The 25,229-nt window shown below is 51.0% G+C and carries 22 protein-coding genes, 1 pseudogene and 2 other annotated features; of the genes and pseudogenes, 7 read left to right on the forward strand and 16 right to left on the reverse strand.

All coding sequences use genetic code 11. From position 1 onward, the window contains the following. Positions 1-35: 35 nt before the first annotated feature. Positions 36-1,121 carry a dehydrogenase gene (gene ybiC / locus SF0751; protein NP_706679.1) on the forward strand — a complete coding sequence of 362 codons (1,086 nt, stop codon included), beginning with the start codon at positions 36-38 and terminating at the stop codon, positions 1,119-1,121. Between the two features lie 228 nt (positions 1,122-1,349). Here the strand turns inward: ybiC and ybiJ are convergent, their stop codons facing one another. The 4 genes and pseudogenes from ybiJ to SF0756 form a co-directional block, all read right to left on the reverse strand. Next, complete coding sequence (ybiJ, locus tag SF0752) at positions 1,350-1,610, reverse strand: hypothetical protein (RefSeq protein NP_706680.1); 261 nt, start codon at positions 1,608-1,610, stop codon at positions 1,350-1,352. Between the two features lie 264 nt (positions 1,611-1,874). Further along, positions 1,875-2,141: a hypothetical protein gene (ybiI, locus tag SF0753; RefSeq protein ID NP_706681.1), complete on the reverse strand. Its 267-nt coding sequence runs from the start codon at positions 2,139-2,141 to the stop codon at positions 1,875-1,877. Positions 2,142-2,214: 73 nt separating this feature from the next. Next, positions 2,215-2,928 carry a hypothetical protein gene (gene ybiX / locus SF0754; protein NP_706682.3) on the reverse strand — a complete coding sequence of 238 codons (714 nt, stop codon included), beginning with the start codon at positions 2,926-2,928 and terminating at the stop codon, positions 2,215-2,217. 5 nt (positions 2,929-2,933) lie between these two features. Then, positions 2,934-6,654, reverse strand: a sequence feature (Similar to Escherichia coli K12 outer membrane receptor for iron transport gi: 1787024 (761 aa). BLAST with identity of 98% in 1240 aa. This CDS has been disrupted by insertion. The sequence has been checked and is believed to be correct.). Further along, positions 2,934-6,654 (reverse strand): annotated as a pseudogene (locus tag SF0756). Its footprint overlaps the feature before it by 3,721 nt. Further along, positions 4,923-6,350: a mobile genetic element, on the forward strand. It overlaps the preceding pseudogene by 1,428 nt. Next, positions 4,990-6,336, forward strand: a complete 1,347-nt coding sequence (locus SF0755; RefSeq protein ID NP_706683.1) for an insertion sequence IS4 transposase InsG — start codon at positions 4,990-4,992, stop codon at positions 6,334-6,336. (Overlaps the previous feature by 1,347 nt.) The pseudogene SF0756 and the gene SF0755 overlap by 1,347 nt on opposite strands. A gap of 264 nt (positions 6,655-6,918) precedes the next feature. Next, the gene (gene ybiM / locus SF0757) at positions 6,919-7,323 is read right to left on the reverse strand and encodes a hypothetical protein (protein ID NP_706684.1); all 405 of its coding nucleotides are present in this window, start codon (positions 7,321-7,323) and stop codon (positions 6,919-6,921) included. 50 nt (positions 7,324-7,373) lie between these two features. Between ybiM and ybiN the strand changes: the two genes are divergently transcribed. Then, a complete protein-coding gene (gene ybiN / locus SF0758; protein ID NP_706685.1) occupies positions 7,374-8,381 on the forward strand; it encodes a 23S rRNA (adenine(1618)-N(6))-methyltransferase in 1,008 nt (335 codons plus the stop codon). On the opposite strand, the gene ybiO is transcribed toward ybiN, so the two are convergent. The 6 genes from ybiO to ybiF all read right to left on the reverse strand — a co-directional run bounded on the left by ybiO (position 8,378) and on the right by ybiF (position 15,219). Beyond that, entirely contained in the window at positions 8,378-10,441 is a 2,064-nt protein-coding gene (gene ybiO / locus SF0759; RefSeq protein ID NP_706686.1) for a hypothetical protein, read from the reverse strand. The genes ybiN and ybiO overlap by 4 nt on opposite strands. Before the next feature lie 421 nt (positions 10,442-10,862). Beyond that, positions 10,863-11,585: a glutamine ABC transporter ATP-binding protein gene (gene glnQ / locus SF0760; protein NP_706687.1), complete on the reverse strand. Its 723-nt coding sequence runs from the start codon at positions 11,583-11,585 to the stop codon at positions 10,863-10,865. Beyond that, positions 11,582-12,241: a glutamine ABC transporter permease gene (gene glnP / locus SF0761; RefSeq protein NP_706688.1), complete on the reverse strand. Its 660-nt coding sequence runs from the start codon at positions 12,239-12,241 to the stop codon at positions 11,582-11,584. Before glnP ends, glnQ begins: the two co-directional genes overlap by 4 nt. 138 nt (positions 12,242-12,379) lie before the next feature. Further along, on the reverse strand, positions 12,380-13,126 hold the full coding sequence (gene glnH / locus SF0762) for a glutamine ABC transporter substrate-binding protein (protein ID NP_706689.1): 747 nt from the start codon (positions 13,124-13,126) through the stop codon (positions 12,380-12,382). Between the two features lie 403 nt (positions 13,127-13,529). Beyond that, complete coding sequence (gene dps, locus SF0763) at positions 13,530-14,033, reverse strand: DNA starvation/stationary phase protection protein Dps (protein NP_706690.2); 504 nt, start codon at positions 14,031-14,033, stop codon at positions 13,530-13,532. 298 nt (positions 14,034-14,331) lie between these two features. Further along, complete coding sequence (gene ybiF / locus SF0764) at positions 14,332-15,219, reverse strand: threonine and homoserine efflux system (protein ID NP_706691.2); 888 nt, start codon at positions 15,217-15,219, stop codon at positions 14,332-14,334. Between the two features lie 352 nt (positions 15,220-15,571). On the opposite strand from ybiF, the gene ompX reads away from it, so the two are divergent. Beyond that, the gene (gene ompX / locus SF0765; protein NP_706692.2) at positions 15,572-16,087 is read left to right on the forward strand and encodes an outer membrane protein X; all 516 of its coding nucleotides are present in this window, start codon (positions 15,572-15,574) and stop codon (positions 16,085-16,087) included. A gap of 47 nt (positions 16,088-16,134) precedes the next feature. Here the strand turns inward: ompX and ybiP are convergent, their stop codons facing one another. After that, positions 16,135-17,718, reverse strand: coding sequence for a hypothetical protein (ybiP, locus tag SF0766; RefSeq protein NP_706693.1), 1,584 nt, complete (start codon positions 17,716-17,718; stop codon positions 16,135-16,137). A gap of 271 nt (positions 17,719-17,989) precedes the next feature. After that, positions 17,990-18,118 carry a hypothetical protein gene (locus SF0766a; RefSeq protein ID YP_008439233.1) on the reverse strand — a complete coding sequence of 43 codons (129 nt, stop codon included), beginning with the start codon at positions 18,116-18,118 and terminating at the stop codon, positions 17,990-17,992. Positions 18,119-18,303: 185 nt separating this feature from the next. Here SF0766a and SF0767 point away from each other — a divergent pair, with 185 nt between their 5' ends. Together SF0767 and ybiR are read left to right on the forward strand one after the other, a co-directional pair. Then, on the forward strand, positions 18,304-18,771 hold the full coding sequence (locus SF0767; RefSeq protein ID NP_706694.1) for a manganese transport regulator MntR: 468 nt from the start codon (positions 18,304-18,306) through the stop codon (positions 18,769-18,771). Then, complete coding sequence (ybiR, locus tag SF0768) at positions 18,768-19,886, forward strand: hypothetical protein (RefSeq protein ID NP_706695.1); 1,119 nt, start codon at positions 18,768-18,770, stop codon at positions 19,884-19,886. Before SF0767 ends, ybiR begins: the two co-directional genes overlap by 4 nt. Before the next feature lie 57 nt (positions 19,887-19,943). On the opposite strand, the gene ybiS is transcribed toward ybiR, so the two are convergent. After that, positions 19,944-20,864: a L,D-transpeptidase gene (gene ybiS / locus SF0769; protein ID NP_706696.1), complete on the reverse strand. Its 921-nt coding sequence runs from the start codon at positions 20,862-20,864 to the stop codon at positions 19,944-19,946. A 218-nt stretch (positions 20,865-21,082) separates the two neighbouring features. Here ybiS and ybiT point away from each other — a divergent pair, with 218 nt between their 5' ends. Further along, entirely contained in the window at positions 21,083-22,675 is a 1,593-nt protein-coding gene (gene ybiT / locus SF0770) for an ABC-F family ATPase (protein ID NP_706697.1), read from the forward strand. Between the two features lie 240 nt (positions 22,676-22,915). Here the strand turns inward: ybiT and ybiU are convergent, their stop codons facing one another. Both ybiU and SF0772 read right to left on the reverse strand, forming a co-directional pair. Further along, positions 22,916-24,181 carry a hypothetical protein gene (ybiU, locus tag SF0771; RefSeq protein NP_706698.2) on the reverse strand — a complete coding sequence of 422 codons (1,266 nt, stop codon included), beginning with the start codon at positions 24,179-24,181 and terminating at the stop codon, positions 22,916-22,918. A 151-nt stretch (positions 24,182-24,332) separates the two neighbouring features. Then, complete coding sequence (locus SF0772) at positions 24,333-25,148, reverse strand: hypothetical protein (protein ID NP_706699.1); 816 nt, start codon at positions 25,146-25,148, stop codon at positions 24,333-24,335. Positions 25,149-25,229 lie beyond the last annotated feature (81 nt).

The raw sequence follows: 25,229 nt of genomic DNA on the forward strand, positions 1-25,229 counted from the left end.
AAACAACAAACACATAACATAAACAGGAGTTAACCATGGAAAGTGGTCATCGCTTTGATGCTCAGACGCTGCACAGTTTTATTCAGGCTGTATTTCGTCAGATGGGTAGCGAGGAACAAGAAGCGAAATTAGTTGCCGATCATTTAATCGCGGCAAACCTGGCAGGGCATGATTCTCATGGTATTGGCATGATCCCAAGCTATGTGCGTTCCTGGAGTCAGGGGCATCTGCAAATTAACCATCATGCCAAAATCGTTAAAGAGGCGGGGGCGGCAGTCACGCTCGATGGCGATCGCGCATTCGGTCAGGTCGCGGCACACGAAGCGATGGCGCTGGGGATTGAGAAAGCGCATCAGCACGGTATTGCTGCCGTGGCGCTACATAACTCGCATCATATCGGCCGTATCGGTTACTGGGCGGAGCAGTGTTCAGCGGCGGGGTTTGTCTCTATCCACTTTGTTAGCGTGGTCGGTATTCCAATGGTCGCGCCGTTCCACGGTCGCGACAGCCGCTTTGGCACCAATCCCTTCTGTGTGGTTTTCCCTCGTAAAGATAATTTCCCGCTGTTGCTTGATTACGCCACCAGCGCCATTGCATTTGGCAAAACCCGCGTCGCCTGGCATAAAGGCGTCCCCGTGCCGCCAGGTTGCCTGATTGACGTTAACGGCGTGCCGACGACCAATCCGGCGGTAATGCAGGAGTCGCCGTTGGGGTCGCTGTTGACCTTTGCCGAACATAAAGGCTACGCCCTTGCAGCGATGTGTGAAATTCTTGGCGGGGCGCTTTCTGGCGGTAAAACGACGCATCAGGAAACGTTGCAAACCAGCCCCGATGCCATTCTTAACTGCATGACCACTATCATCATCAACCCGGAACTGTTCGGCGCGCCGGATTGTAACGCGCAGACCGAAGCCTTTGCCGAGTGGGTGAAAGCCTCGCCGCATGATGACGATAAGCCGATTTTGCTACCGGGCGAGTGGGAAGTGAACACGCGTCGCGAACGGCAGGAGCAGGGGATTCCATTGGATGCGGGAAGCTGGCAGGCCATTTGTGATGCGGCGCGGCAGATTGGTATGTCGGAAGAGACGTTGCAGGCTTTCTGTCAGCAGTTAGCCAGCTAAAAAAAAGCCCGTCCAGTGGCGGACGGGCAAACAAGGGTAACATAGGATCAATGAGGGTTAGAGCATATGCGTCTGTCGGCAAACAGACAGGGAAATACTTGTGCTGGACGTAGCGTAAACGCCTGATCCGTCCAACGGTTCGGATTTTGTAGGCCTGATAAGACGCGGTAGCGTCGCATCAGGCATCTGTTGCCGGATGCGGCATAAACGCCTTATCCGTCCTACGAATTACTTATAAATTACCGCAGTACCGCTTAATTTATTGTTGTTGGTGGCGGAAGTGATGCTGTATCCACTGGCACCGGCTGCCGCCGCTTTCTCAGCCAGTTTCGCTTCCAGGGCATCGAGGGTGGATGCGCCATCGGCAGAAACCACGCCGATTTTATTCATGTTCTGTGCCTGGGATGCCGTTACCGGTTCCGCCGCGAACACGCCAAATGACAGAGTTGAAAGAGCCATAGCAGCAACAACAGTATTGATAGTTTTCATAATTAATCTCTCGCAGGTGATTTTTGTATAAGTGACGTTGTTTCGTCGATGTGATGAGTATCACGTTTTTTTACGAGAGATAAAATCGAAGAGAATTGACCGCCTTGTTCAAATAAATTGATTGATATCTAACATACTGATAAACCATTTATTTGTTGTACTTATGGACTTGTTTTATGCCGCGTGGCAGTCACAGCAGCGTTAAAGGCACGGAATGCCACGCAAAATACAAATTATACTCGCTATGCATCTCGCCAGTTGTAGTTAACGTAACTGTCTGTCTTTCGAACCTCTGCGATTATATCCTGTATACGCTGGTTTTTGTAAATCTTTCTCCTGCTGACAATGAATACATAAGCGCACGCCAGGAATGGCTTCCCGACGGGCTTGCGGGATGGGGGCACCGCACTCTTCACATTCATACAGGCTTTCGCCACGCGGAATTTCACCCCGAGCGCGGGCAATCGCATCTTCAATTGTACTGTTGATCTGTTCGTTGACGGCGTCATCGTTAGCCCAAGCGGATGCCATATCGTCCTCCCCATATCAATGCTTGTACAGTTAAGTGTAGCTAATATAGGGACGAACCTGGGCAGTTCAAGCGTCAGATCTCCGACCATTCCCGCAGCAGATTATGATAAAGATTGAGCAGCGACAGGATCTCTTCATTTTCACCATAGCGGCTTTTCAGCGACTGAATATTTTTGTCCAGTTCAAACAGCATGGCGCGCTTTTTATCATCGCGGATCATCGACTGGATCCACATAAATGATGCCACTCGTACGCCGCGGGTTACGGGTGTCACGCAATGCAGGCTGCTGGAGGGATACAACACCAGATCACCTGCCGGGAGTTTTACCCGATGTTGTCCAAAGGTGTCATTAACGACCAGTTCGCCGCCGTCGTAGCTTTGTGGATCGCTTAAAAACAGCGTGGCAGAAAGGTCAGTGCGCATCCAGCCGTTTTGTGGATGGCTGCGTACTGCGCCATCCACATGGAAACCATAGGTTTCATTGTTCTGATAGCGATTAAACAGCGGCGTGGAAAGGGTACGCGGCAAGGCAGCGGCAAAGAACAATGCATGTTGGTTAACCGCGTTCAGCACCTCATTTTGCAGTGCGGCGTATAACGCGCTGCGGGTGTCTACTTGCTGATTGTTCTTAACTTGTGCACCTTGTGCTCCGGTGGTGACGCGTCCATCCACCCATTCGGCTTGTTCCAGTTGTTCGCGAAAATGGGCGACGTCCTGTGGCGATAACACGCCGGGAATGTGGTACATCATACAAGTTCTCCAAAAAGTGGGGCCTGCGCCCCACATCTGAATCAGAAATGCATATTGGCTGTGAGCAAGAAGGTTCTTGGCTCGCCCGGGTGATAACGGTAGCCGCTCTTGTTGATTGAGGCGACGTAATCGGTATCAAACAGGTTGTAAACGTTTAGCTGGAAGTCGAGATTGCGATTAACCCGATACCCCAGTTTGGCATCGGCGACCCAGTAACCTTCTGTAAATGCTGGCGTTCCCACCGCGCCGTCTGAACCTTTATGTATACTGCCGATATAGCGTGCGCCCGCGCCAACAGAGATATCATCGGTTGCCTGATATTGGCTCCATAAGGTGAAGGCGTGCTCCGGGGTATACGGCAGCGATGAGGAACCATCCTGGGCAACATCTTTGCCGTTTTTGATGGTTGCTTTTTGCTGGGTATAGCCGCCAATCACCTGCCACGCGGGAGTGATATTCCCTGCCACGGATATCTCATAGCCTTCGACGCGTTTCTTACCGTATTGCGAGTAAGTCCCGTCATCATTTTGCTCAACTTCATTTTCGATATCAGTACGGAACAGCGCGGCGGTGAGCAACAGGCGTTTATCCAGAACCTGCCATTTGGTGCCAATCTCGCTGGTGTTGGCTTTTTGCGGTTTAAAATCGGTGCGGTTGGCACTGTTACCACTGCCAGACTGCGCAAGGGCGAAGTTGTTGCCGCCCGGAGGCTGCTGGGAAACGGCATAGTTAATATAGACATTGCCGTTTTCCGTCAGGTGGTACAGCGCCCCGGCTTTCCAGTTCACCAGATTGCCCGACTTGGCGGTGTCGACGGTGGTGACTGGAGAACCTTTTGCCACACCAGCTGGGCAGGTGATGGCACCGCGTCCGCTGCCGCCGCAGGCGGTGGCACTGTCATATTCAGTATGATAATTATCCAGACGGATCCCGCCGTTCAGCTCAAAATCACGGGTGATTTGCAGCGTATCGAAGGCGTAAATTGCGAAGGTATCCGTCTGACCATTGGCGTTTGCGCCGTTGCGCGTCAGGCCGCCGGGATGAATTCTGCTGTCAGGATGATAAATATTTACCGCCGGTAACGTCACCGGATTAACGCCATAGTTAGTCTGCGTTTCACGGGTAAATTCCACGCCGGTACTGACATCATGACCGATAGAACCGGTATAGAACGTCGAGGTCAGGTTGGTCTGGTTGGTGAGAATTTTATTACTCACATCTTTGGTATTCGCCGTGCGTGACTAGGTCCAGCTATTCACATCGCTGGTGGGCTGAGTAATATTCGACGCCCCGCCCATAATCGCCGTCATCAGGTAATCCTGCTTTACGCGCGACCAACGGGTAGTATTGCGAATGGTGGTGTTATCGTTGATGTCGTGCTCAAAACGCATGGTGGCGGTGTCGGTGGTCGAATCGTCGTAATCGGAATCCGTGCCGTAAAAGTTATGAGTATCAACTTTTCCGGAATGATTCAGGGCCGCCGCTCCCGCAGATGGGGCAGAATAGCCCGGCAAACCGATGGTCGGAATGCCGCCGTCTGGCGTGTTGTGCTGAGTGACATGCAGATAATTAAGATACAAACGATTTGCTGTACCAAGGCCAAAAGCGACAGAAGGGGCGACGCCGTAACGCTCATTTTTGACTTTGTCGCGTCCGGCATCGTGGGTTTTTTCGCCCATCACATTCAGGCGCACCGCGGTAGTATCACCAATGACCTGATTGACGTCCAGCGTGCCGCGGCGGAACCAGGCGCTGCCAATACTGGCGGAGGCGTCAATGCCGGAATCATTGCGCGGCTGCTTGCTGATCATATTGATCGAGCCTGTCGGTGCGCTGCGCCCGTAGTCGGTGCCGGACGGCCCTTTAATCACTTCGACCTGCTCGGTATTGAAGGTGTCGCGCGAGACGCTGCCGATATCGCGAATACCATCAATATAAATACTGTTAGAGGTATCGGCACCACGCATATAAATGGCGTCGCCAGTGGTGGAGTTACCGTTCTCACCCGCAAAAAACGCACCCACGCCGGGGTAATGCCGATCAGTTAAGGATCAGTTGACCGATCCAGTGGCTGTGTAAGAATCCGGAAACGCTCACTTGTTTCCGGATTTTTTTATGCACATTGGACAGGCTCTTGATCTGGTATCCCGTTACGATTCTCTGCGTAACCCACTGACTTCTCTGGGAGATTACCTCGACCCCGAACTCATCTCTCGTTGCCTTGCCGAATCAGGTACTGTAACGCTACGCAAGCGCCGTCTTCCCCTCGAAATGATGGTCTGGTGTATTGTTGGCATGGCGCTTGAGCGTAAAGAACCTCTTCACCAGATTGTGAATCGCCTGGACATCATGCTGCCGGGCAATCGCCCCTTCGTTGCCCCCAGTGCCGTTATTCAGGCCCGCCAGCGCCTGGGAAGTGAGGCTGTCCGCCGCGTGTTCACGAAAACAGCGCAGCTCTGGCATAACGCCACGCCGCATCCGCACTGGTGCGGCCTGACCCTGCTGGCCATCGATGGTGTGTTCTGGCGCACACCGGATACACCAGAGAACGATGCAGCCTTCCCCCGCCAGACACATGCCGGGAACCCGGCGCTCTACCCGCAGGTCAAAATGGTCTGCCAGATGGAACTGACCAGCCATCTGCTGACGGCTGCAGCCTTCGGCACGATGAAGAACAGCGAAAATGAGCTTGCTGAGCAACTTATAGGACAAACCGGCGATAACACTCTGACGTTAATGGATAAAGGTTATTACTCACTGGGACTGTTAAATGGCTGGAGCCTGGCGGGAGAACACCGCCACTGGATGATACCTCTCAGAAAGGGAGCGCAATATGAAGAGCTCAGAAAACTGAGTAAAGGCGATCATCTGGTGAAGCTGAAAACCAGCCCGCAGGCACGAAAAAAGTGGCCGGGACTGGGAAATGAAGTGACAGCCCGCCTGCTGACCGTGACGCGCAAAGGAAAAGTCTGCCATCTGCTGACGTCGATGACGGACGCCATGCGCTTCCCCGGAGGAGAAATGGCGGATCTGTACAGTCATCGCTGGGAAATCGAACTGGGATACAGGGAGATAAAACAGACGATGCAACTGAGCAGGCTGACGCTGAGAAGTAAAAAGCCGGAGCTTGTGGAGCAAGAGCTGTGGGGTGTCTTACTGGCTTATAATCTGGTGAGATATCAGATGATTAAAATGGCGGAACATCTGAAAGGTTACTGGCCGAATCAACTGAGTTTCTCAGAATCATGCGGAATGGTGATGAGAATGCTGATGACATTGCAGGGCGCTTCACCGGGACGTATACCGGAGCTGATGCGCGATCTTGCAAGTATGGGACAACTTGTGAAATTACCGACGAGAAGGGGAAGGGCCTTCCCGAGAGTGGTAAAGGAGAGGCCCTGGAAATACCCCACAGCCCCGAAAAAGAGCCAGTCAGTTGCTTAACTGACTGGCATTACCCACGCCGGGGACGTTTTTGAGCGCGTCGGTAAGGTTGGTTGCGCCCTGATCTTTAATCACTTGTTCAGAAATCACCGTCATCGTGCGGGTAGTATCCGCTACCGGACGCGAGAATTTCGGATCGGCAGATTGTTGTGGCGCATAAAGCGAAGGCGTTGATGCTTCGACAACCAGCGTGTCATCCGCGTTAGCTTGCCCTTCGGCGGCGAGTGCCTGTGCCACAGGCGTAATACCAATACAAAGACCGGCAAAGAACGTGAGCGAATGAAATTGTCTGGCAGGGAAATTGCGATTGTTTTCCATTTTGCAGGTGACTTTTTCTTATATGTTGAAATTTTCACTGCCACGAGAAAGCATCTCTGCGGATGCGATGCCACTGTTAATCCCGTGATAGTGTTCGTGCAAGTGATAATAATTTTGATAAGCATTATCACTTGATGCGATTTTCTATCACCCATTGCGCGAAAAAGAAATACATTTATTTACATTGCGTTCATATTTGATGTTTTTTGATTACAAAACAGGCGAAAACTGCATCCAGAGGCGAATGCAGTTACGTTGGTGGGGTTATTTGTAGATGGTTGCAGTACCTAACATCTGGTCATTTCCGCCTGCGGAATTAATGACATAACCTTTCGCGCCTTGTTCGCGCGCTTTTTCTGCCAGTTTATCCTCCAGATCGCTTAGGTTTGATGCGCCAGTTGCCGAAACGGTACCGGCGGGCCGTAGCTGACCGCTGTCCAGGTTACTCATCGGTTGCGCGGCATAAGCCGTGAGAGAGATTCCGCTCAGGACGGTGGCAATCAGTAGTGTGAGGCACTTTTTCATAATGACATCCTCATAAATACAACGGGTAGTGCCTGATAAGTGTAGGTCGCCTGCGCGATGCAAATGACGCAAAAAATTGACAGAGAAATGCTTATTTTTTGAACGATATATTTTTACAAAATAAGACAAATCAATGACATGCATAATGCTGATTTTTATGATGAATTGCCATAAACCATAGCCATGTTAAGGTTTTGGGGAATGATAAACGCAGCCAGATATTTACCCTGTCGCGTTATGCGGGTATCTTACGCCGCTGCTTAAAGGAGAATGCTATGTCCGCCCAGAAACCGGGGTTGCATCCGCGCAACCGTCATCACAGCCGCTACGATCTCGCCACGCTTTGTCAGGTCAATCCTGAACTCAGGCAATTCCTCACGCTTACACCCGCAGGGGAGCAAAGCGTAGACTTTGCCAATCCGCTGGCGGTGAAGGCGCTCAATAAGGCGTTGCTGGCCCATTTTTACGCCGTAGCGAACTGGGATATCCCCGACGGTTTTCTCTGCCCACCAGTACCGGGCCGGGCGGATTATATTCATCACCTTGCCGATTTACTGGCTGAAGCAAGCGGAACAATTCCAGCGAATGCCAGCATTCTGGATATCGGCGTTGGTGCGAACTGTATTTATCCGCTGATTGGCGTACATGAATATGGCTGGCGTTTTACCGGTAGTGAAACCAGCAGCCAGGCGTTAAGCAGTGCGCAGGCGATTATCAGTGCTAATCCGGGGCTTAACCGCGCCATTCGTCTGCGTCGGCAAAAAGAGAGTGGGGCGATTTTTAACGGCATCATCCACAAAAACGAGCAATACGACGCGACCTTGTGTAACCCGCCATTCCACGATTCCGCCGCTGCGGCGCGGGCAGGTAGTGAGCGTAAACGCCGTAACCTGGGGCTGAACAAAGACGATGCACTGAACTTTGGTGGTCAGCAACAGGAGTTGTGGTGTGAAGGCGGTGAAGTCAACTTTATCAAAAAGATGATTGAAGAGAGCAAAGGCTTCGCGAAGCAGGTGATGTGGTTTACCTCGCTGGTATCTCGTGGTGAAAACTTACCGCCGTTGTATCGTGCTCTGACCGACGTGGGCGCGGTGAAGGTGGTAAAAAAAGAGATGGCCCAGGGGCAAAAGCAGAGTCGCTTTATTGCCTGGACCTTTATGAACGACGAGCAGCGCCGCCGTTTTGTTAATCGCCAACGTTAAAGCGTTGGCTCCCCCGGCGGCAGCGGTTCAGCCGGGGTCGCGCCCGGAGCAGGCAGCACCTGATAAGTCTGCACTGGCGCGCGAACGCCCGCCAGGTCGAAATGTTTTTTCACCTGGCTGTCGAGGGCAAAGCGTACCGTCCACTGTTTGAGTGGCAGCGTGGTGAACGAAACACGCAGTGTAAACGCGGTATTGCTTAAGCCGACAATCCCGGCAAAGTTCGGTTCACCAATAATCAGCCCGCGAATTTCTTCGTTTTCCATCAATTCCGTTACCGCATCTTTCAGTGCCTGATTGGCTTTATCAGCATCTTCATGGCGATCAACATCGTAGTTTGCCACTACCGAACCAATACCGCGGACGAAGTTAGCAAAGGTGGTTATCGAAGACCACGGAATGATGTGATACGCCCCGGTATCCTGGCGCACGCCCACGGAGCGAATCGACATCCGTTCCACTGTGCCGGTCAACGGCCCGATAGTCACCAAATCTCCAGTGTTCATGCCGTTTTCAAACTGAATAAATACCCCGGTGATAATATCTTTTACCAGCGTTTGCGAACCAAACGAGATAGCCAGACCTAATGCCCCGGCACCTGCCAGCAATGGCGCGATATTGACGCCGATTTCCGACAACACAATCATGATGGTGATGGTACTGATAATCACCGCCAGCGCGTTACGGAACAGCGTCAGCAGGGTACGCGTACGGGCGCTGGGTAGCGGGCGGCCATGAATATCCGAAGCCAGCCGGTTTTCGATCAAACTGGCGAGCACCGTCCAGCCAACCGCCGAGAAGAAAAGAATGAGTGCGATGCGGATCAGGATATCTACGGTTTTCTGCCCCGCGCCGTTTTGCAGCCAGTTCCAGAAATCGAACAATCCCCATGCGCTCAACAGCAACATTACTGCCACGCAGACGGTCAGAATACGCGCCGTTTTCAGCGCCGCCGAAAGCCAGCCATTCAGCCGTTTTTGTAGCTCCGGATAGTTACGCTGAGTATGTGGCGAGAGGGTGATGGTTTTCGCCAGCCAGCGGGAAAACATACCGGAAACAAACGCTGCGATACCAATAATCGCCAGGCTGCGCACCGTTGCACCCATCATAAATTTCAGACTGTTGCCCGGATCGAACAACGAAAAGAAAAACAGCATGATAAAATAGGCGCTTGCCAGCCAGTGCCACACCAGCGCAAAGGCGCGGATAAACAGGCTGAAAAAAGCCAGCGAATGCTCCGCAAAGTTGAGCATATGCTGGGTAATCTCTTTTTTATTTCGGAAGATCAGGTACAACGCCCAGACGGTCATGCACAGCATAATGATGACGTTCGCCAGCGCACCTATCTGTACATTCACCTGATTAGAGATAATCGGCACGGCCACAATCAGGCCATAGCCAATCAGGCTGCTTAACCAGCTCAGGCGACGACCCCAGTAACGGGCGCTCTCGTCCTGAATCGTGAACGGGCGCAGCTCCGCCACGTTTGGGCAAAAAATCAGGCGTAGTACGGCTTTGAAAAATTCAATCAGGGCAAAGGCGTTGAGAAACAAACTTTGTTGGAAAGCGATGGTGCGACTGCCTGCATTCAGGTTGTCGCTTAATACCTGGCCGACAAATAATGTCAGGGCCAGTAACAGCAGGTCGATAATAAACGCCCCAATAATCATCGCCGGAAGCTGCAACCAGTTGCTGCGCTCACGATTTTTTTGCCTCGCCCACTGACCCATTTTGCGATATAGCGGCAGTGCGCACAGGCGAATCAGCCAGTAAAAACCAAACACTAATACCGCTAACATTGAAAAATGGCTCAGCGCATTGCTGAAGGTTTGTGGATTAAATGGCTTATGCGGGGAGCCGGTGATATTGCGATAAAGTTGCCCGAAGCGGGCGGAAAGGGCTTCACCATAATGGCGGCTGACTTCGGTGACCTTTTGCAGCACGGTTTGCTCTTCAACCAGCGTCGGCGGCACGATCTTCGGGACCGGTTCCGCAGGGGGCGTCGCGGCGACAGTACGCAACTGGTCGATCAACTCTTTACGCGAGGTGTCGTTATCCAGCACATCCGCCAGTGCGCCATAGGCCGCTTTTTTTGTTCGATATCCGGTTCCGGGGCCGGTTCAGTCGTTGAGTCCGTTGTCGTTGTGGTTGTAACGCCGGGTATGGATACCGCGTGGGCAGGTGCGCCCAGCAGGCAGAAGAGGATGAACAGGATCCACCGCATGACTCCTCCAGTGAGAAAACAGAGCAAAAAGATAAGTATAGATGCTGGGGGAGGGGCGATTTTAAATGAGAGGAATCTGGTGTGCCTCCCTTTCGGGTGAAAGGGAGGAAGGGATATTAAGCAGGTTGCTGACAACGTGCGGGCTTTTTTGCCGGATGCGGCGTGAACGCCTTATCCGTCCTACAAGTTCATGCAATTTTAATAAGTTGCCAGATATCCTGTAGGCCTGATAAGCGTAGCGCATCAGGCAATGTGTCTTATTAAGAGACGTGCTGCAAAAATTCCTGCAAGCGCTGGCTCGGCGGGTTCTTGATCAACACCTGCGGATTGCCATCTTCCGCAATCCGGCCTTTGTCTATAAAGATCAGCCGCGAAGCTACTTTCTCGGCAAAACCGATTTCGTGGGTCACGATCACCATCGTCATCCCTTCTTCAGCCAGATCCTGCATAACCTTCAGCACTTCATGGCGCAGTTCCGGGTCAAGAGCGGAAGTCGGTTCATCAAACAGCATCATTTTCGGCTTCACCGCCAGCGCGCGGGCAATCGCCACACGCTGCTGTTGACCACCAGAAAGTTCGGAAGGGTAGTGATGTGCACGTTCTGCCAGACCGACTTTCGCCAGCAGCTCACGCGCCAGTTTTTCCGCCTCTTCTTTGTTCGCGCCACGCACGCGTAGCGGACCAAACATGACGTTTCCCAGCGCCGTCAGATGCGGGAAGAGGTAAAACTGCTGGAACACCATACCTGCTTCCTGGCGAATCAGGCGCTCGTCAACTTTCGGATCGTTGACCTTCAGGCCATCGACAATCAGATCGCCGGAGGTGATTTCTTCCAGTTTGTTGATGCAGCGCAGCAGGGTCGATTTACCGGAACCGGACGGCCCGATAATCACCACGACTTCGCCCTGGGCAATGTTCAAATCGATATTGTGCAGCACCTGGGTTGGGCCAAAGTGCTTGGAGACGTTTTTAAATTCAATCACAGGATTTTCATCCTTCTTTCCAGACGACGCAGAATAAAGCTCAGCACCAGGGTAATAATCAGATAGAACACCGCCACGGCGCTCCAGATCTCAAGGGCGCGGAAGTTACCGGCAATAATTTCTTGCCCCTGACGGGTCAGTTCCGCCACGCCGATAACAATAAACAGCGAGGTGTCTTTAATGCTGATGATCCACTGGTTACCCAGCGGCGGCAGCATACGACGCAGTGCCAGCGGTAAAATGACGTAGCGAATGGTTTCCCAACGTGAAAGACCGAGCGCCAGTCCTGCTTCACGAAAACCTTTGTGGATAGACAGCACCGCACCACGCGTGATTTCCGCAATGTACGCGCCGGAGTTGATCATGATGGTGACCACCGCCGCAGTAAATGGGTCGATGCGTAAGTCGTTAAACGCCATCGGCAGGGCGAAATAGATAAACATCACCTGGACGACGATAGGTGTGCCGCGGATCACTTCAATAAAGACCAGCGCGACGTGGTTGGCTATCCAACCACCGAAGGTGCGTGCAAAACCTGCCAGCAATCCGATTACCAGACCGCCAGCCAGACCGAGGACCGAAATCCACAGGGTCATTTTGGCACCTTCAATCAGAAGCGGAATGGCAGGCCAGATGGCACTCCAGTCAAACTGCATATGTTGTTCCTGTTACCGTGGTGTAAATAATCAAATTCAGGGTAATTAATGGCCCCGGAGCGGGTTTGCGCCCCTCACCCTAATCCTCTCCCCAGGGGGGAGAGGGAACTGCCAGTGCGCTTTACAGGTGTAGCGTTATTATTTCGGTTCAGTACTGAACCATTTTTTGTAGATTTCGTTGTAAGTTCCGTTCTCGCGCAGGGTTTTCAACGCGCCGTTGACTTTGTCACGCAGCTCGTCGCTACCTTTCGGGAACGCAATACCGTATTGCTGCGCTTCCAGAGAGTCACCTACCGCTTTGAACTGACCGTTACCGGCGGTTTTGATGAAGTACAGAATGTTTGGCGTATCGTGCAGAACGGCGTCTGCGCGGTTGGTGCCCAGTTCCATATAGGCGTTATCGATGTTCGGGAACTGACGCAGATCTTTAGTTTTGATGTTTGCTTTCGCGTAATCAACGGAGCCAGTACCGCTCTTCACAGCAACCACTTTCCCGTCGAGATCTTTCACGCTTTTCACATCGTTATTGTTAGCTTTCACCATCACTAACAGGCCGCTTTTGTAGTAGCCGTCAGAGAAATCGATCGCTTTTTTACGCTCGTCGGTGATGGTAATGCCCGCCAGCGCCAGATCGACGTTTTTGGTTTGCAGTGCCGGAATGATCCCACTGAAATCCATCGGCTTCAGTTCGTAATCCAGCTTCAGCTCTTTAGCGATGGCAGCCCACAGATCAACGTCAAAGCCCACATATTTATCGCCCTGTTTAAATTCAAACGGAACGAAGGCGGTATCCGTCGCGACAACTAATTTTTTATCCGCGGCATGAGAAGAAACCGCAAAAGCCAGGGTCAGTGCAGCCAGTGAAACTTTTAATACAGACTTCATAGCATTTCCTTTTTTCTATCCACGGGACGATCCCCTGCGTGACATTCACATATATGAAAAAATCGTGCCAATTTTGCAACTCATTGATTTTTCGAGATGCGGCAAAAACGTGATGCACGATTTATAGGGCAATACCCTGAAGATGCACCATTCTGGGGCACCAATCTGGTGCGCTAAAATTGTGCACTCAACACAGTGATTATTTAGCGTAAAACCTGATGAAAAAACAATCTTTATGTAACGATTGTGTGATGATGTGGATACAAAAAATTTACTTAATCAGCTGGGGATAGCAGATGGATGCACTAAATAAGTGCGTTGAGGTGGGCTGCAAAACAAAACGGCCTCCTGTCAGGAAGCCGCTTTTATCGGGTACTAAAGTTCTGCACCATCAGCGATGGATTTATTCGATGTTAGACTCGATAAACCACAGGAATTTATCCAGGTCGCGAGACGCGGCGGTCAGGATATCTGCGGTGTCGTCATCTTTCGCTTCGCCAATCGCTTTGCGTACGTCATTAGCGACGATTGCGTAACGGTCAGCCAGTTCTTTCAGGTGATCCTGAACGTTGTGGATGTCCAGCGGGTAACTTTTCAGCGGGGTTTTGCTGTTGATAACTTGAGTGGTCCCCAGAGCTACACCGCCCAGCTGCACGGCACGTTCTGCCATGGTATCCAGATGATCGATCAGTGCGGTGCGGAAGCCATCCAGCATTTCATGTACGGCAATGAAGTTAGCGCCGCGCATGTTCCAGTGCGCTTGTTTGGTAATCAAAGAAAGATCAATAAACTGGATAACCTGGCGATTCAGCAACTCTACTGTTGCTTTTTTCTCGCTGTCGGAGACATCGTTGCGGGTATAAAGCAGATTGGTCGCTTTTGATTTAACTAATTTAGCGGTACTCATAATTTCATATCCTCTTGATGTTATGTCCCAGTAATTAACGAGACTAAGTATAGCACCGGCTATGTGTTCCGCTATTCTGGCTGTTCCTATCACACTAATAGTGGTAACAAGCATGAAAAACAAAACTAATAAAGATTCAATGAGTTAGATATATTGATAAGAACAATTCTTATTTATCTGCTCGCCAGGAATTTTCGGAATAAATATGCTTTTGCATAATTCGATATATAAATACGGTGTAGAGGAAAAGTAGCGAGAAATTCTGCATGGTTATGCATAACCATACAGAAATGTAAATTTAATTAATGTCTAATTCTTTTATTTTGCTCTCTTTGCGTACTGTCAGCGTAGACCCCATTGAAGCGGCGATGATAGCGCCGAGCGCCAGCAGCTGTATGGGTGTCAGTGTTTCTCCGAGGAAAATCATCCCGGAAACGGCAGCCAGCGCCGGTTCCATGCTCATCAGCGTACCAAATGTCCGTGTTGGCAAACGGGTGAGGGCAATCATTTCCAGCGAATAAGGCAGAGCGGTCGAGAGAATAACGACAGCCAGACCCAATGGAATAACCGACCAGTGCCAGAGTGCTTCACCAGCCTGAAGCGCTCCAATTGGCACGAAAATTAACGCTGCAATCAACGAACCAATTGCTACCGTCGCAGGGCCATGTTCCGCTCCTGCGCGTTGCCCACTTAAAATGTAAATAGCCCAACAAGCCCCGGCCCCCAGTGCCAGCGCACAGCCGGTTAAATCGACATGGGAAACGTCTTGCCCCAGCGGTAGCAGGAACCACAGACCAAGAACCGCCAGCACAACCCAGACGAAATCTACCGGGCGACGAGAAGAGAACAGCGCCACCGCCAGTGGTCCGGTGAACTCCAGCGCCACCGCAATACCCAGCGGTACTGTCTGAATAGAAAGATAAAAAAGATAATTCATCCCACCCAGCGAAACGCCGTAAAACAACAGCGGTAACCGTTGCTCTTTGGCAAAGCGCAGTCGCCATGGCTTAAAGAACGCGATGAGGATCAGCGTTCCTAATGCCAGACGCAGCGCAGTGACACCCGGTGCGCTCACCAGAGGAAAAAGTGACTTAGCTAACGAGGCTCCACCCTGAATAGACGCCATGGCAACGAGCAATATGACTATTGGTAACCAGACCGGCATTTTACGTAATGAACCAGGCATCCTTTCTCCCACAAATATCTAGACTTAAGTAAAGCGTGGAGTGTACTGGATATACCCAATGCTGGTTGAGCATTTGTTGAAAAAATTTTCCCCCGTTTTGACTAAAATGCGCCAGGATTGATGGAATCATTAGTCTGGTGATTAGGAATAATCTGGATGAATGACAGGGAAAACATGCGTAATACTTACGCAGTTCTCTGAAAAAGTGATTTAAATTTAGATGGATAGCGGTGTATGGAAACGTTCTGTTACATGAAATGGCCCGTTAGACATCACAAATCGCGAAGAGTTTCCCATTAATTTTTGATATATTTAAAACTTAGGACTTATTTGAATCACATTTGAGGTGGTTATGAAAAAAATTGCATGTCTTTCAGCACTGGCCGCAGTTCTGGCTTTCACCGCAGGTACTTCCGTAGCTGCGACTTCTACCGTAACTGGCGGTTACGCACAGAGCGACGCTCAGGGCCAAATGAACAAAATGGGCGGTTTCAACCTGAAATACCGCTATGAAGAAGACAACAGCCCGCTGGGTGTGATCGGTTCTTTCACTTACACCGAGAAAAGCCGTACTGCAAGCTCTGGTGACTACAACAAAAACCAGTACTACGGCATCACTGCTGGTCCGGCTTACCGCATTAACGACTGGGCAAGCATCTACGGTGTAGTGGGTGTGGGTTATGGTAAATTCCAGACCACTGAATACCCGACCTACAAACACGACACCAGCGACTACGGTTTCTCCTACGGTGCTGGTCTGCAGTTCAACCCGATGGAAAACGTTGCTCTGGACTTCTCTTACGAGCAGAGCCGTATTCGTAGCGTTGACGTAGGCACCTGGATTGCCGGTGTTGGTTACCGCTTCTAATCACTTTGGTGATATAAAAATCCGCCTCTCGGGGCGGATTTTTGTTTTTAAGGTTTCGGGTCGAAAATATCGGTTCCGAGATGGTTGTAATCCACCTTCTGTAACTGGAAGTTGGTGATGTATATCGGCCCGGCTTTCTTCTCAGATATAAACGGGTATTTGATATTTATTTCCTTCGCTTTAATTCCCGTCCACTGCGAGAAAAAGCCTAAGAAGTCATTGGCTGAGCGGCGGGCTTTAATCACCCGATGCGCTTTATCGCCGCTGGAAATGACCATAAAAGGCACCTGGAAATTTTGCTGATATTTATCATCATGGGCAAGGTATTGCACGTCTTTGCCGCGCTCTTTAAAGGCCAGACCGTGGTCAGAAAAGTAAACCAGAGAGAAGCTGCTGCCGCTGTTGCGTAACTGATCGTACAGCTTGCGCAGTAAATCGTCCGTTTGCGTCATGGTATAGAGATAGCACGACGTTTCTTTCGATTGCACAAAGGTTTCGTATTTGCCTTGTGTCCTGTCGCAGGCCTGCGGATGCGAGCCCATCAGATGCAGAACAATCAGCTGCGGTTGCGAGTGCTCTTGCGCCAGCACTTGAGCGGTCATATCCAGTAACGCTTCGTCTTTCGTGTTTTTATCTGCTTCAAAATTACCTTCTTTCAGGAAGTACACTTCATCTGCACGTTTGGCGATGCTGGCGATAGCAGTATCGTATTCGCCGATTTGGCCCTGGTTGGAAAACCACCATGTCTGGAAGCCCGCGCGATTTGCCAGGGTGACAAAGTTATCCTGAAACTGTGGTTTGCCATCGACTACGCGATTGAGCGTTAAGCCAAGCGATTTCTGCGTGGAGCCACTGGCAGCAATGTAGTCAGCAAATATCAAACCGTTAACGCTGCTGGCAAACGGGGTATTGTCCCAGTGACCGCCAAAGGCACCGAGGGCATCGCGACGCGCGCTTTCACCGATCACTACCACATAGGTCTGATACTTCGGCTTAACGGCAGTGACCGTCCAGGTATCTTTCATTCCGGAAAGTTTTGCCATCCGTTCTTGCTCTTCAATCACCTCGTTATTATTGACGATGACATCCTTAGCAAAACGAAATACCGGATAGCCAGTATCTTTCAGTTTAAATACGCCACCCCAGGCCAGGTTTTGCACGGGAGCAACAAAAAATGTCGCCACACTGAATACCAGACACAGGCTGTCGAAGGTATTCCAGCGCGCTTTTTCATTCTCTTTTTTTCGCCTGATTGCTATTACGCCGAGCGCAAAAATAAATAAGCCGACCAGGTAGCTGTACCACGGAAAAATCGTCAGGATTTCGGTCGACTCTTCCATATTGGTGGAGTGCAATGCCAGCAATGTATTGAAATTAGGCGCGCCGTAGGCCTGAGCAAAAGGGAAATAACAAGCCGCCACCAGCGAACTGACACCGACCAGAACTTTTTGTACGCGAGGCAATGTTCGCCATAGCAAAAGCAAAATAGCCGTAAACGCAGCGGTGTAGAGCAAACTGAAGGGGTAACCTAAGCCGAGGTTAATTAATAGCGACTGTAAAAAGTAGAACGCAGTCCACGGGCTAAATACCCGGCTACGGGTAACAAGCGATTCTTTGAGGGTTAAATTCATATGCCACTATCGTAACAAACGCCATGTGCTTACCCTGGCGTCAAGGGTCAATACCTGCAAGAGTGCGTGAAGAGGGGAAAGGGGTCCGCATCCGCGAGCCGCAATATACGCAGGGCTGCAAGAAGATAGAGCGAGCCGCCGTTCAGGTCAACTACTGACGAACAAATCTTTTGCGAAGGGGATTGCAAATCCGACAAAAAGTGGTTTTTTTCAGACCAAAACGCGTTATGCCTGCATAAAAGCAGGAGTGAAGCGGCGTACCGCGACGCCGCTATTTATCTGAAGGTTTATCTTGCTGCGGTTTGTTGTTGACCATATCGCACAACATAGAGAGCAGCATTAACCGTACTTTAAAGGGAGAATGACTAAACACGCGCATACACCTCTTGAACTCATTCATAAGACCTCCTGACTTGCTAATCCCGTCGATCCTTGAGGGATGATTGCATTACATACAGATATAGCACAGGCTATATTATATAGCTATTGCTAAAACGTTAATTTTTTGTACCTTCGCAACTCTGGTTTACAATGTGCGCACGAAATGAGAACGCTATGTATGCGTCACCATAATGAGGAAGCACAATGAGTCGTCGCGCAGGTACGCCAATAGCAAAAAAAGTGACGCAGTTAGTGAACGTGGAAGAGCACGTTGAAGGGTTCCGCCAGGTCAGAGAGGCGCATCGGCGCGAGCTTATTGATGATTACGTTGAGCTGATTTCTGACTTGATCAGGGAAGTGGGGGAAGCTCGTCAGGTGGACATGGCTGCTCGTCTGGGAGTTTCGCAACCGACGGTGGCTAAAATGCTTAAGCGGCTGGCAACCATGGGGCTGATTGAAATGATCCCCTGGCGTGGCGTGTTTTTAACGGCAGAAGGAGAGAAGCTGGCGCAGGAAAGCCGCGAGCGACATCAGATAGTCGAAAATTTCTTGTTGGTGTTGGGCGTCAGTCCGGAAATCGCCCGTCGCGACGCGGAAGGCATGGAGCACCATGTTAGTGAAGAGACGCTCGACGCTTTTCGTTTGTTTACCCAGAAACACGGTGCCAAATGAGCCTGCCTTTTTTACGCACGCTGCAAGGCGATCGTTTTTTTCAGTTATTAATTCTTGTTGGTATCGGATTAAGCTTTTTCGTGCCCTTTGCACCGAAATCCTGGCCTGCTGCTATCGACTGGCACACCATCATCACCTTAAGCGGCCTGATGCTGCTGACCAAAGGTGTGGAGTTAAGCGGTTATTTTGATGTGCTGGGGCGCAAAATGGTGCGCCGCTTTGCTACGGAGCGTCGGCTGGCGATGTTTATGGTGCTGGCGGCGGCGCTGCTTTCTACCTTTCTGACCAACGATGTCGCGCTGTTTATTGTTGTTCCGCTGACTATCACGCTAAAAAGACTGTGTGAGATCCCGGTTAATCGGCTGATTATTTTTGAGGCGCTGGCAGTCAACGCTGGTTCGCTACTGACGCCAATTGGCAACCCGCAAAATATTCTTATCTGGGGACGTTCTGGTCTTTCGTTTGCCGGATTTATTGCCCAAATGGCACCGATGGCTGGCGCAATGATGCTGACACTCCTGCTGTTGTGCTGGTGTTGTTTCCCTGGAAAGGCGCTGCAATACCATACGGGGGTGCAAACACCGGAGTGGAAACCGCGGCTGGTGTGGAATTGTCTGGGGCTGTATATCGTCTTTCTGACGGCGCTGGAGTTCAAACAAGAGCTGTGGGGACTGGTGATTGTGGCGGCGGGCTTTGTGCTGCTGGCGCGTCGCGTGGTGTTGAGTGTGGACTGGACGTTGCTGCTGGTGTTTATGGCGATGTTTATCGACGTCCATTTACTGACCCAGCTTCCAGCGTTGCAAGGCGTGTTGGGTAACGTGAGTCATTTATCTGAACCCGGGTTATGGTTAACGGCAGTCGGTTTATCGCAGGTGATCAGTAACGTGCCGAGTACCATTTTGCTGCTCAATTATGTACCTCCGTCTTTATTACTGGCATGGGCGGTAAACGTGGGGGGCTTTGGTTTATTACCAGGATCGCTGGCAAATTTGATTGCGCTACGTATGGCGAACGATCGCCGCATCTGGTGGCGTTTCCATCTCTATTCAATACCGATGCTGTTGTGGGCGGCGCTGGTGGGATACGTTTTGTTAGTTATGATCCCGGCCTGGTAAGGTCTGGCAAATAAAAAAGGCGGATTATGAGTCCGCCTTTGTTTTACGTTTTGACGATTAATTCAGGCGAACCGGCATCCCGGAACGATTTTTGATCGCTTCATCAAGAACAACCTGGTCAACATCTGGCTGACCGGTCACTGTCTGCACGCTCTTCGTCAGGGTAATTGGCACGATTTCCTGACCTTCAAACTGGGCTTCGGTGGTAGACAGCGGGTTATGGACTTCAATATAACGACTGCCGTCTGGCTCGGTGGTCGCTTTTACCGGCTCATCAATAAACTGTACGCGGGTACCGACCGGTACTTTCTCGAACAGGAATTTGATGTCTTCGTTACGCAGACGCACACAACCATGACTTACACGCAGGCCGATACCGAAGTTGGCGTTGGTGCCATGGATAGCATACAGGCGACCGATGTAGAGTGCATACAGACCCATCGGGTTATCCGGACCTGCCGGAACGACAGCCGGTAGCGGTTCGCCCGCAGCGCGGTACTCTGCGTGCATTTTGGCGGTCGGCGTCCAGGTCGGGCCTGCTTTCTTATGCTCAACTTTGGTGGTCCAGTTGATAGGCGTATCTTTGCCTAACTGACCAATGCCGATCGGCAGCACGATAACGGTGTTGGTCCCTTTCGGATAGTAATACAGACGCATCTCTGCACTGTTAATGACGATGCCTTCATGAACGGTATCCGGCAGGATCAGCTGCTGCGGAATGTTCAGTACAGTACCGCCTTTCGGCAGGAAGGTATCCACACCCGGGTTCGCTTCCATCATATTGGAAAGCCCCATCTGGTACTCCGCGGCAAAATACTCCAGCGGCTGAGTGTTACCTTCAGGAATGGTGATCACCTGATTCTGACCAACCAGGCGACTCCCGTCGGTTGGCAGAGGATAAGTTACCGCAGAGGCGGTACTGCAAAAGCCGACAACAGCGAAGGCCGCTGCGAATAATGTTTTCAATTTCATATTCATGTTAAGCGAGATTTTGTGCCTGGCAGGCCATTGGGTTGAGAATATTAGAGTATTGGAAGCGCATTATAAGTTCATTCCAGCTCACAGTGAAATCAGATGTGTACGAAATCACATTTTTTGCCTTTGGCTTGAGTGTAGACCTTAAGCGAGGAGCAGGATCTTCTTTCAGACTTATGGCATAATGCGCGGTTTGTCATATCTCTTTTCAGGATACGCCTGTGTTAGTTTCCAGTAACGTCACCATGCAGTTCGGCAGTAAGCCGTTGTTTGAAAACATTTCCGTCAAATTCGGCGGCGGCAACCGTTACGGCCTGATTGGCGCGAACGGTAGTGGTAAATCCACCTTTATGAAGATTCTCGGCGGCGACCTTGAGCCGACGCTGGGTAACGTTTCCCTCGATCCCAACGAGCGCATTGGTAAGCTGCGTCAGGATCAGTTTGCCTTTGAAGAGTTCACTGTGCTGGATACGGTGATCATGGGGCATAAAGAGTTGTGGGAAGTGAAGCAGGAGCGCGACCGCATCTATGCTTTGCCGGAAATGAGTGAAGAAGACGGCTATAAAGTGGCCGATCTGGAAGTGAAATACGGCGAAATGGACGGTTACTCTGCGGAAGCTCGCGCCGGTGAACTGTTGCTTGGCGTGGGAATTCCAGTGGAACAGCACTACGGCCCGATGAGTGAAGTTGCTCCTGGCTGGAAGCTGCGTGTGCTTCTGGCGCAGGCGCTGTTTGCTGAGCCGGATATTCTCCTGCTCGACGAACCGACCAACAACCTCGACATCGACACCATTCGCTGGCTGGAACAGGTGCTGAACGAGCGTGACAGCACCATGATCATCATCTCGCACGACCGTCACTTCCTTAACATGGTCTGTACCCACATGGCGGATCTGGATTACGGCGAGCTGCGCGTTTATCCGGGTAACTACGATGAGTACATGACGGCGGCGACCCAGGCGCGTGAACGTCTGCTGGCCGATAACGCCAAGAAGAAAGCGCAGATTGCTGAGTTGCAATCTTTCGTTAGCCGCTTTAGCGCCAACGCCTCGAAATCTCGCCAGGCAACTTCGCGCGCGCGCCAGATTGATAAAATCAAACTGGAAGAGGTGAAAGCCTCCAGCCGTCAGAACCCGTTTATCCGTTTTGAACAGGATAAGAAACTGTTCCGTAACGCGCTGGAAGTGGAAGGTCTGACCAAAGGGTTTGATAACGGTCCACTGTTTAAAAATCTCAACCTGCTGCTGGAGGTCGGTGAAAAACTTGCGGTACTGGGTACCAACGGCGTCGGTAAATCAACGCTGCTGAAAACGCTGGTGGGCGATCTGCAACCGGACAGCGGCACCGTAAAATGGTCTGAAAACGCGCGCATTGGTTACTACGCCCAGGACCACGAATATGAGTTTGAAAATGATCTGACCGTGTTCGAATGGATGAGTCAGTGGAAGCAGGAAGGCGATGACGAGCAGGCGGTACGCAGCATTCTCGGTCGTTTGCTGTTCAGCCAGGACGACATCAAAAAGCCAGCTAAAGTGCTTTCCGGTGGGGAAAAAGGGCGGATGCTGTTTGGTAAGTTAATGATGCAGAAGCCGAACATTCTGATCATGGACGAACCGACCAACCACCTGGATATGGAATCCATCGAGTCACTGAACATGGCGCTGGAACTGTATCAGGGCACGCTGATCTTTGTTTCACACGACCGTGAGTTCGTAAGCTCCCTGGCGACCCGCATTCTGGAAATCACCCCGGAACGCGTGATCGACTTTAGCGGTAATTACGAAGATTACCTGCGTAGTAAAGGGATCGAGTAAGTGATTATCCGTCACCCCGATACTGTCGGGGTGACGACGGCTGATGACAAATGCAAAATAGCCTGATGCGCTACGCTTATCAGGCCTACGCAGTACCTGTAATATATTGAATCTGCAGGACTTTGTAGGCCGGATAAGGCGTTAACGCCGCATCAGGCATTAAGAAAGCGCACTTGTCAGCAATCTGAGTAACGTCGAATCGATTTTCTTAATCCCACATCAATTCACTTCCATTAACTCTCAAACATCCATGCCCAACGCTCGCTTACCGTGAATGTTGAGGTCGGCAAGCGTAAAGCGTCCTTCCCAGTTTGTTTCATAGTCCTCGCGCGGGAAGTCGCCCGGCGATGCGCCTTTTTCCAGTGCGGCCTTCACCTTGTGCGCGTAGGCAAGATTTTTCTCGCACATCGGTGCCGCAGGAATGTACATCACGTTGCCCCAACCCTGTTGATTTTCAACGGGGGCAACGGAATGGATGACGTCGCAGTGCCACCAGACGGAGTCTCCGGCCTCGAGTTTTGGAATGCTGGTTAACGCCTCAATTAACAGTGGATGCCATTGCTCTGATACCGGCAACACTCTTCCGGGCGCTACGCCGCACAGTTCATCCTCCGGCACATCATCAAGCAGCGGACGTAACAGTACGTACGCCATGGCTTCAGGAATGGGCACGACGTGCAGCAACCCCTGACCAGGCAGCATATCCGAGAGCGCAGTCCAGCCCTGGAATGTCCGAAACACGGAACATTTGGTGGTGTTGTCCACCGTGTACTCTTCAACTTCCGTACGATGTGCCGCATGCCAGGGATCGTATTTCGCCAGATTGCCATTAAAGACGTTGGCGAAAACGTGCTGATACGCTGGAAGCAGCCAGCGTTCCAGCGCCCCGGAGTCGGTATGCGCTCCAAGACCTTTGGAGGTCGTTCCGGGCGGAAGGCGGCGGATACGGTCAGGGTAGATGACGCTCACATCCGGGTTAAACCATTGCTTTCCATCACTTTCAAATGTCCACAGACGATTGAGAAACGACTGCGCATTCGCCATTTCTTCACTCTGGCGGGCCTGCATTTGCGCCTGCGACCAGTAGATGGGGTAAATCTCGGGACGTGAAGCGCTGAGCGTCCCGAAGAAATTATCGCCGGGGCCTTTGTAGACCTCGTCAAAGCGGTTGCGGTTCAGATAGTCCAGCATCGACTGATCCCAGCCTAGCGCTTGTTCGCGGGGGAAATGGCCTTTTATCACCGCACAACCGCGACGTTTAATCTGTTCGCGCTGCTCTGCAGTAACATGACCTGCTTTGATATCGGCATAAGACAGCACCGGCCAGACGGCATCGCCCTGTGCTTTGAGTGCGTTGATTTCAGCCACTCGCGTGGCAATGTCATCGCTTAGCTGATTAAAGATCTGCTGGACATCGCCAAGCTGCGCCCGCAGCGCGTGCTTCATCTGACGGATAGCTGCTTTGTGATCGGCAGGCAATGTGTCGCTGGTAAAAGTAGAAGCCATAACCACCTTGCATTAACTTTCATTCGAAACTATGCTAATTTGCATGTGACAATACAAGTTATAAATAAGTTAATGCAAGTTTAATGATTTGATGTGATGTACAGGATGTAAAAAGAAGGGAAAACCGGAGCGCATGGCTCCGGTAGAGAGGTCAGCTGTTAAAAGGGGATGTGTTATCCAGCACAGCCTGAATCACATTCAGCGCGCCTTCATGATTATTATCATCGGTAGCGTAACGGGCGATTTGTTTAATGTTTTCCGCAGCATTGCCCATCGCAAAGGAATAACGCGCCATTTTCAGCATCTCCGCATCGTTACCGCTGTCGCCAATCGCTACCACATTTTGCGGTGACAGATCCCAGCGTTTCAGTAACCGCGAAATACCGTTTGCTTTATGTAGACCGGGAATAATCAGGTCGATAAAGCCAAAACCACTGGTGACGGGTTTCATAATGCCATCCAGCGCTATGTGTAGTTTGTCGATCACTAACGGGATTTGTTCATCCGGCAGGTTGAGCGAAAACTTGAACAGTACGTCGTCAATCTCCTGATAATCTTTTACAGGTTTCAGGCGATGGTAGTGTTTTGCCATCAGTGCGACAAATGCTTCGGGGGCATTTTCGCTGACATATGCACTTTGCAGACCGCAGGCGACAAAATTGAGTTGCTTATCTTTTAGCAACTCGCCAATAACAATCCGCGATTCATGTCGGGTCAGTTCGCCGTGGAACAGTTGCTTGCCATGTTCGTAAACCAGTGCGCCGTTTTCCGCGACAAAAGAGATCTCATCCTTTAGCTCAGGAAAGAACGAAATAAGCTGGTAATACTGATTACCGCTGGCGACAACGAACTTAATGCCGCGCTTTTTCAGTTCCTGATATTGCGCCATAAAACGTGGTTGGTTGTACGTTTTGGCGTCGTTAAGAAAAGTACCGTCCATATCTGTGACGATAACTTTTACGCTCATAGGTGTGCTCCTGGCTCGAAAATGAAACCGTAACAGTGTAATAACAATGTGACGCAGAGCACAAATTATATTTCGAATGAA

This window comes from Shigella flexneri 2a str. 301, from assembly GCF_000006925.2.
In the GTDB taxonomy this organism is placed as follows: domain Bacteria; phylum Pseudomonadota; class Gammaproteobacteria; order Enterobacterales; family Enterobacteriaceae; genus ECMA0423.

What these genes read in the sequence shown, in the direction of transcription:
- SF0772 (NP_706699.1), bottom strand. Translation starts at nt 25,148, where the DNA reads ATGAGCGTAAAAGTTATCGTCACAGATATGGACGGTACTTTTCTTAAC.
- glnH (NP_706689.1), bottom strand. Translation starts at nt 13,126, where the DNA reads ATGAAGTCTGTATTAAAAGTTTCACTGGCTGCACTGACCCTGGCTTTT.
- SF0767 (NP_706694.1), top strand. Translation starts at nt 18,304, where the DNA reads ATGAGTCGTCGCGCAGGTACGCCAATAGCAAAAAAAGTGACGCAGTTA.
- ybiR (NP_706695.1), top strand. Translation starts at nt 18,768, where the DNA reads ATGAGCCTGCCTTTTTTACGCACGCTGCAAGGCGATCGTTTTTTTCAG.
- SF0766a (YP_008439233.1), bottom strand. Translation starts at nt 18,118, where the DNA reads ATGAATGAGTTCAAGAGGTGTATGCGCGTGTTTAGTCATTCTCCCTTT.
- ybiJ (NP_706680.1), bottom strand. Translation starts at nt 1,610, where the DNA reads ATGAAAACTATCAATACTGTTGTTGCTGCTATGGCTCTTTCAACTCTG.
- ybiP (NP_706693.1), bottom strand. Translation starts at nt 17,718, where the DNA reads ATGAATTTAACCCTCAAAGAATCGCTTGTTACCCGTAGCCGGGTATTT.
- ybiF (NP_706691.2), bottom strand. Translation starts at nt 15,219, where the DNA reads ATGCCTGGTTCATTACGTAAAATGCCGGTCTGGTTACCAATAGTCATA.
- ybiU (NP_706698.2), bottom strand. Translation starts at nt 24,181, where the DNA reads ATGGCTTCTACTTTTACCAGCGACACATTGCCTGCCGATCACAAAGCA.
- dps (NP_706690.2), bottom strand. Translation starts at nt 14,033, where the DNA reads ATGAGTACCGCTAAATTAGTTAAATCAAAAGCGACCAATCTGCTTTAT.
- ybiI (NP_706681.1), bottom strand. Translation starts at nt 2,141, where the DNA reads ATGGCATCCGCTTGGGCTAACGATGACGCCGTCAACGAACAGATCAAC.
- ybiX (NP_706682.3), bottom strand. Translation starts at nt 2,928, where the DNA reads ATGTGGGGCGCAGGCCCCACTTTTTGGAGAACTTGTATGATGTACCAC.
- ompX (NP_706692.2), top strand. Translation starts at nt 15,572, where the DNA reads ATGAAAAAAATTGCATGTCTTTCAGCACTGGCCGCAGTTCTGGCTTTC.
- ybiC (NP_706679.1), top strand. Translation starts at nt 36, where the DNA reads ATGGAAAGTGGTCATCGCTTTGATGCTCAGACGCTGCACAGTTTTATT.
- glnP (NP_706688.1), bottom strand. Translation starts at nt 12,241, where the DNA reads ATGCAGTTTGACTGGAGTGCCATCTGGCCTGCCATTCCGCTTCTGATT.
- ybiS (NP_706696.1), bottom strand. Translation starts at nt 20,864, where the DNA reads ATGAATATGAAATTGAAAACATTATTCGCAGCGGCCTTCGCTGTTGTC.
- ybiM (NP_706684.1), bottom strand. Translation starts at nt 7,323, where the DNA reads ATGCATGTCATTGATTTGTCTTATTTTGTAAAAATATATCGTTCAAAA.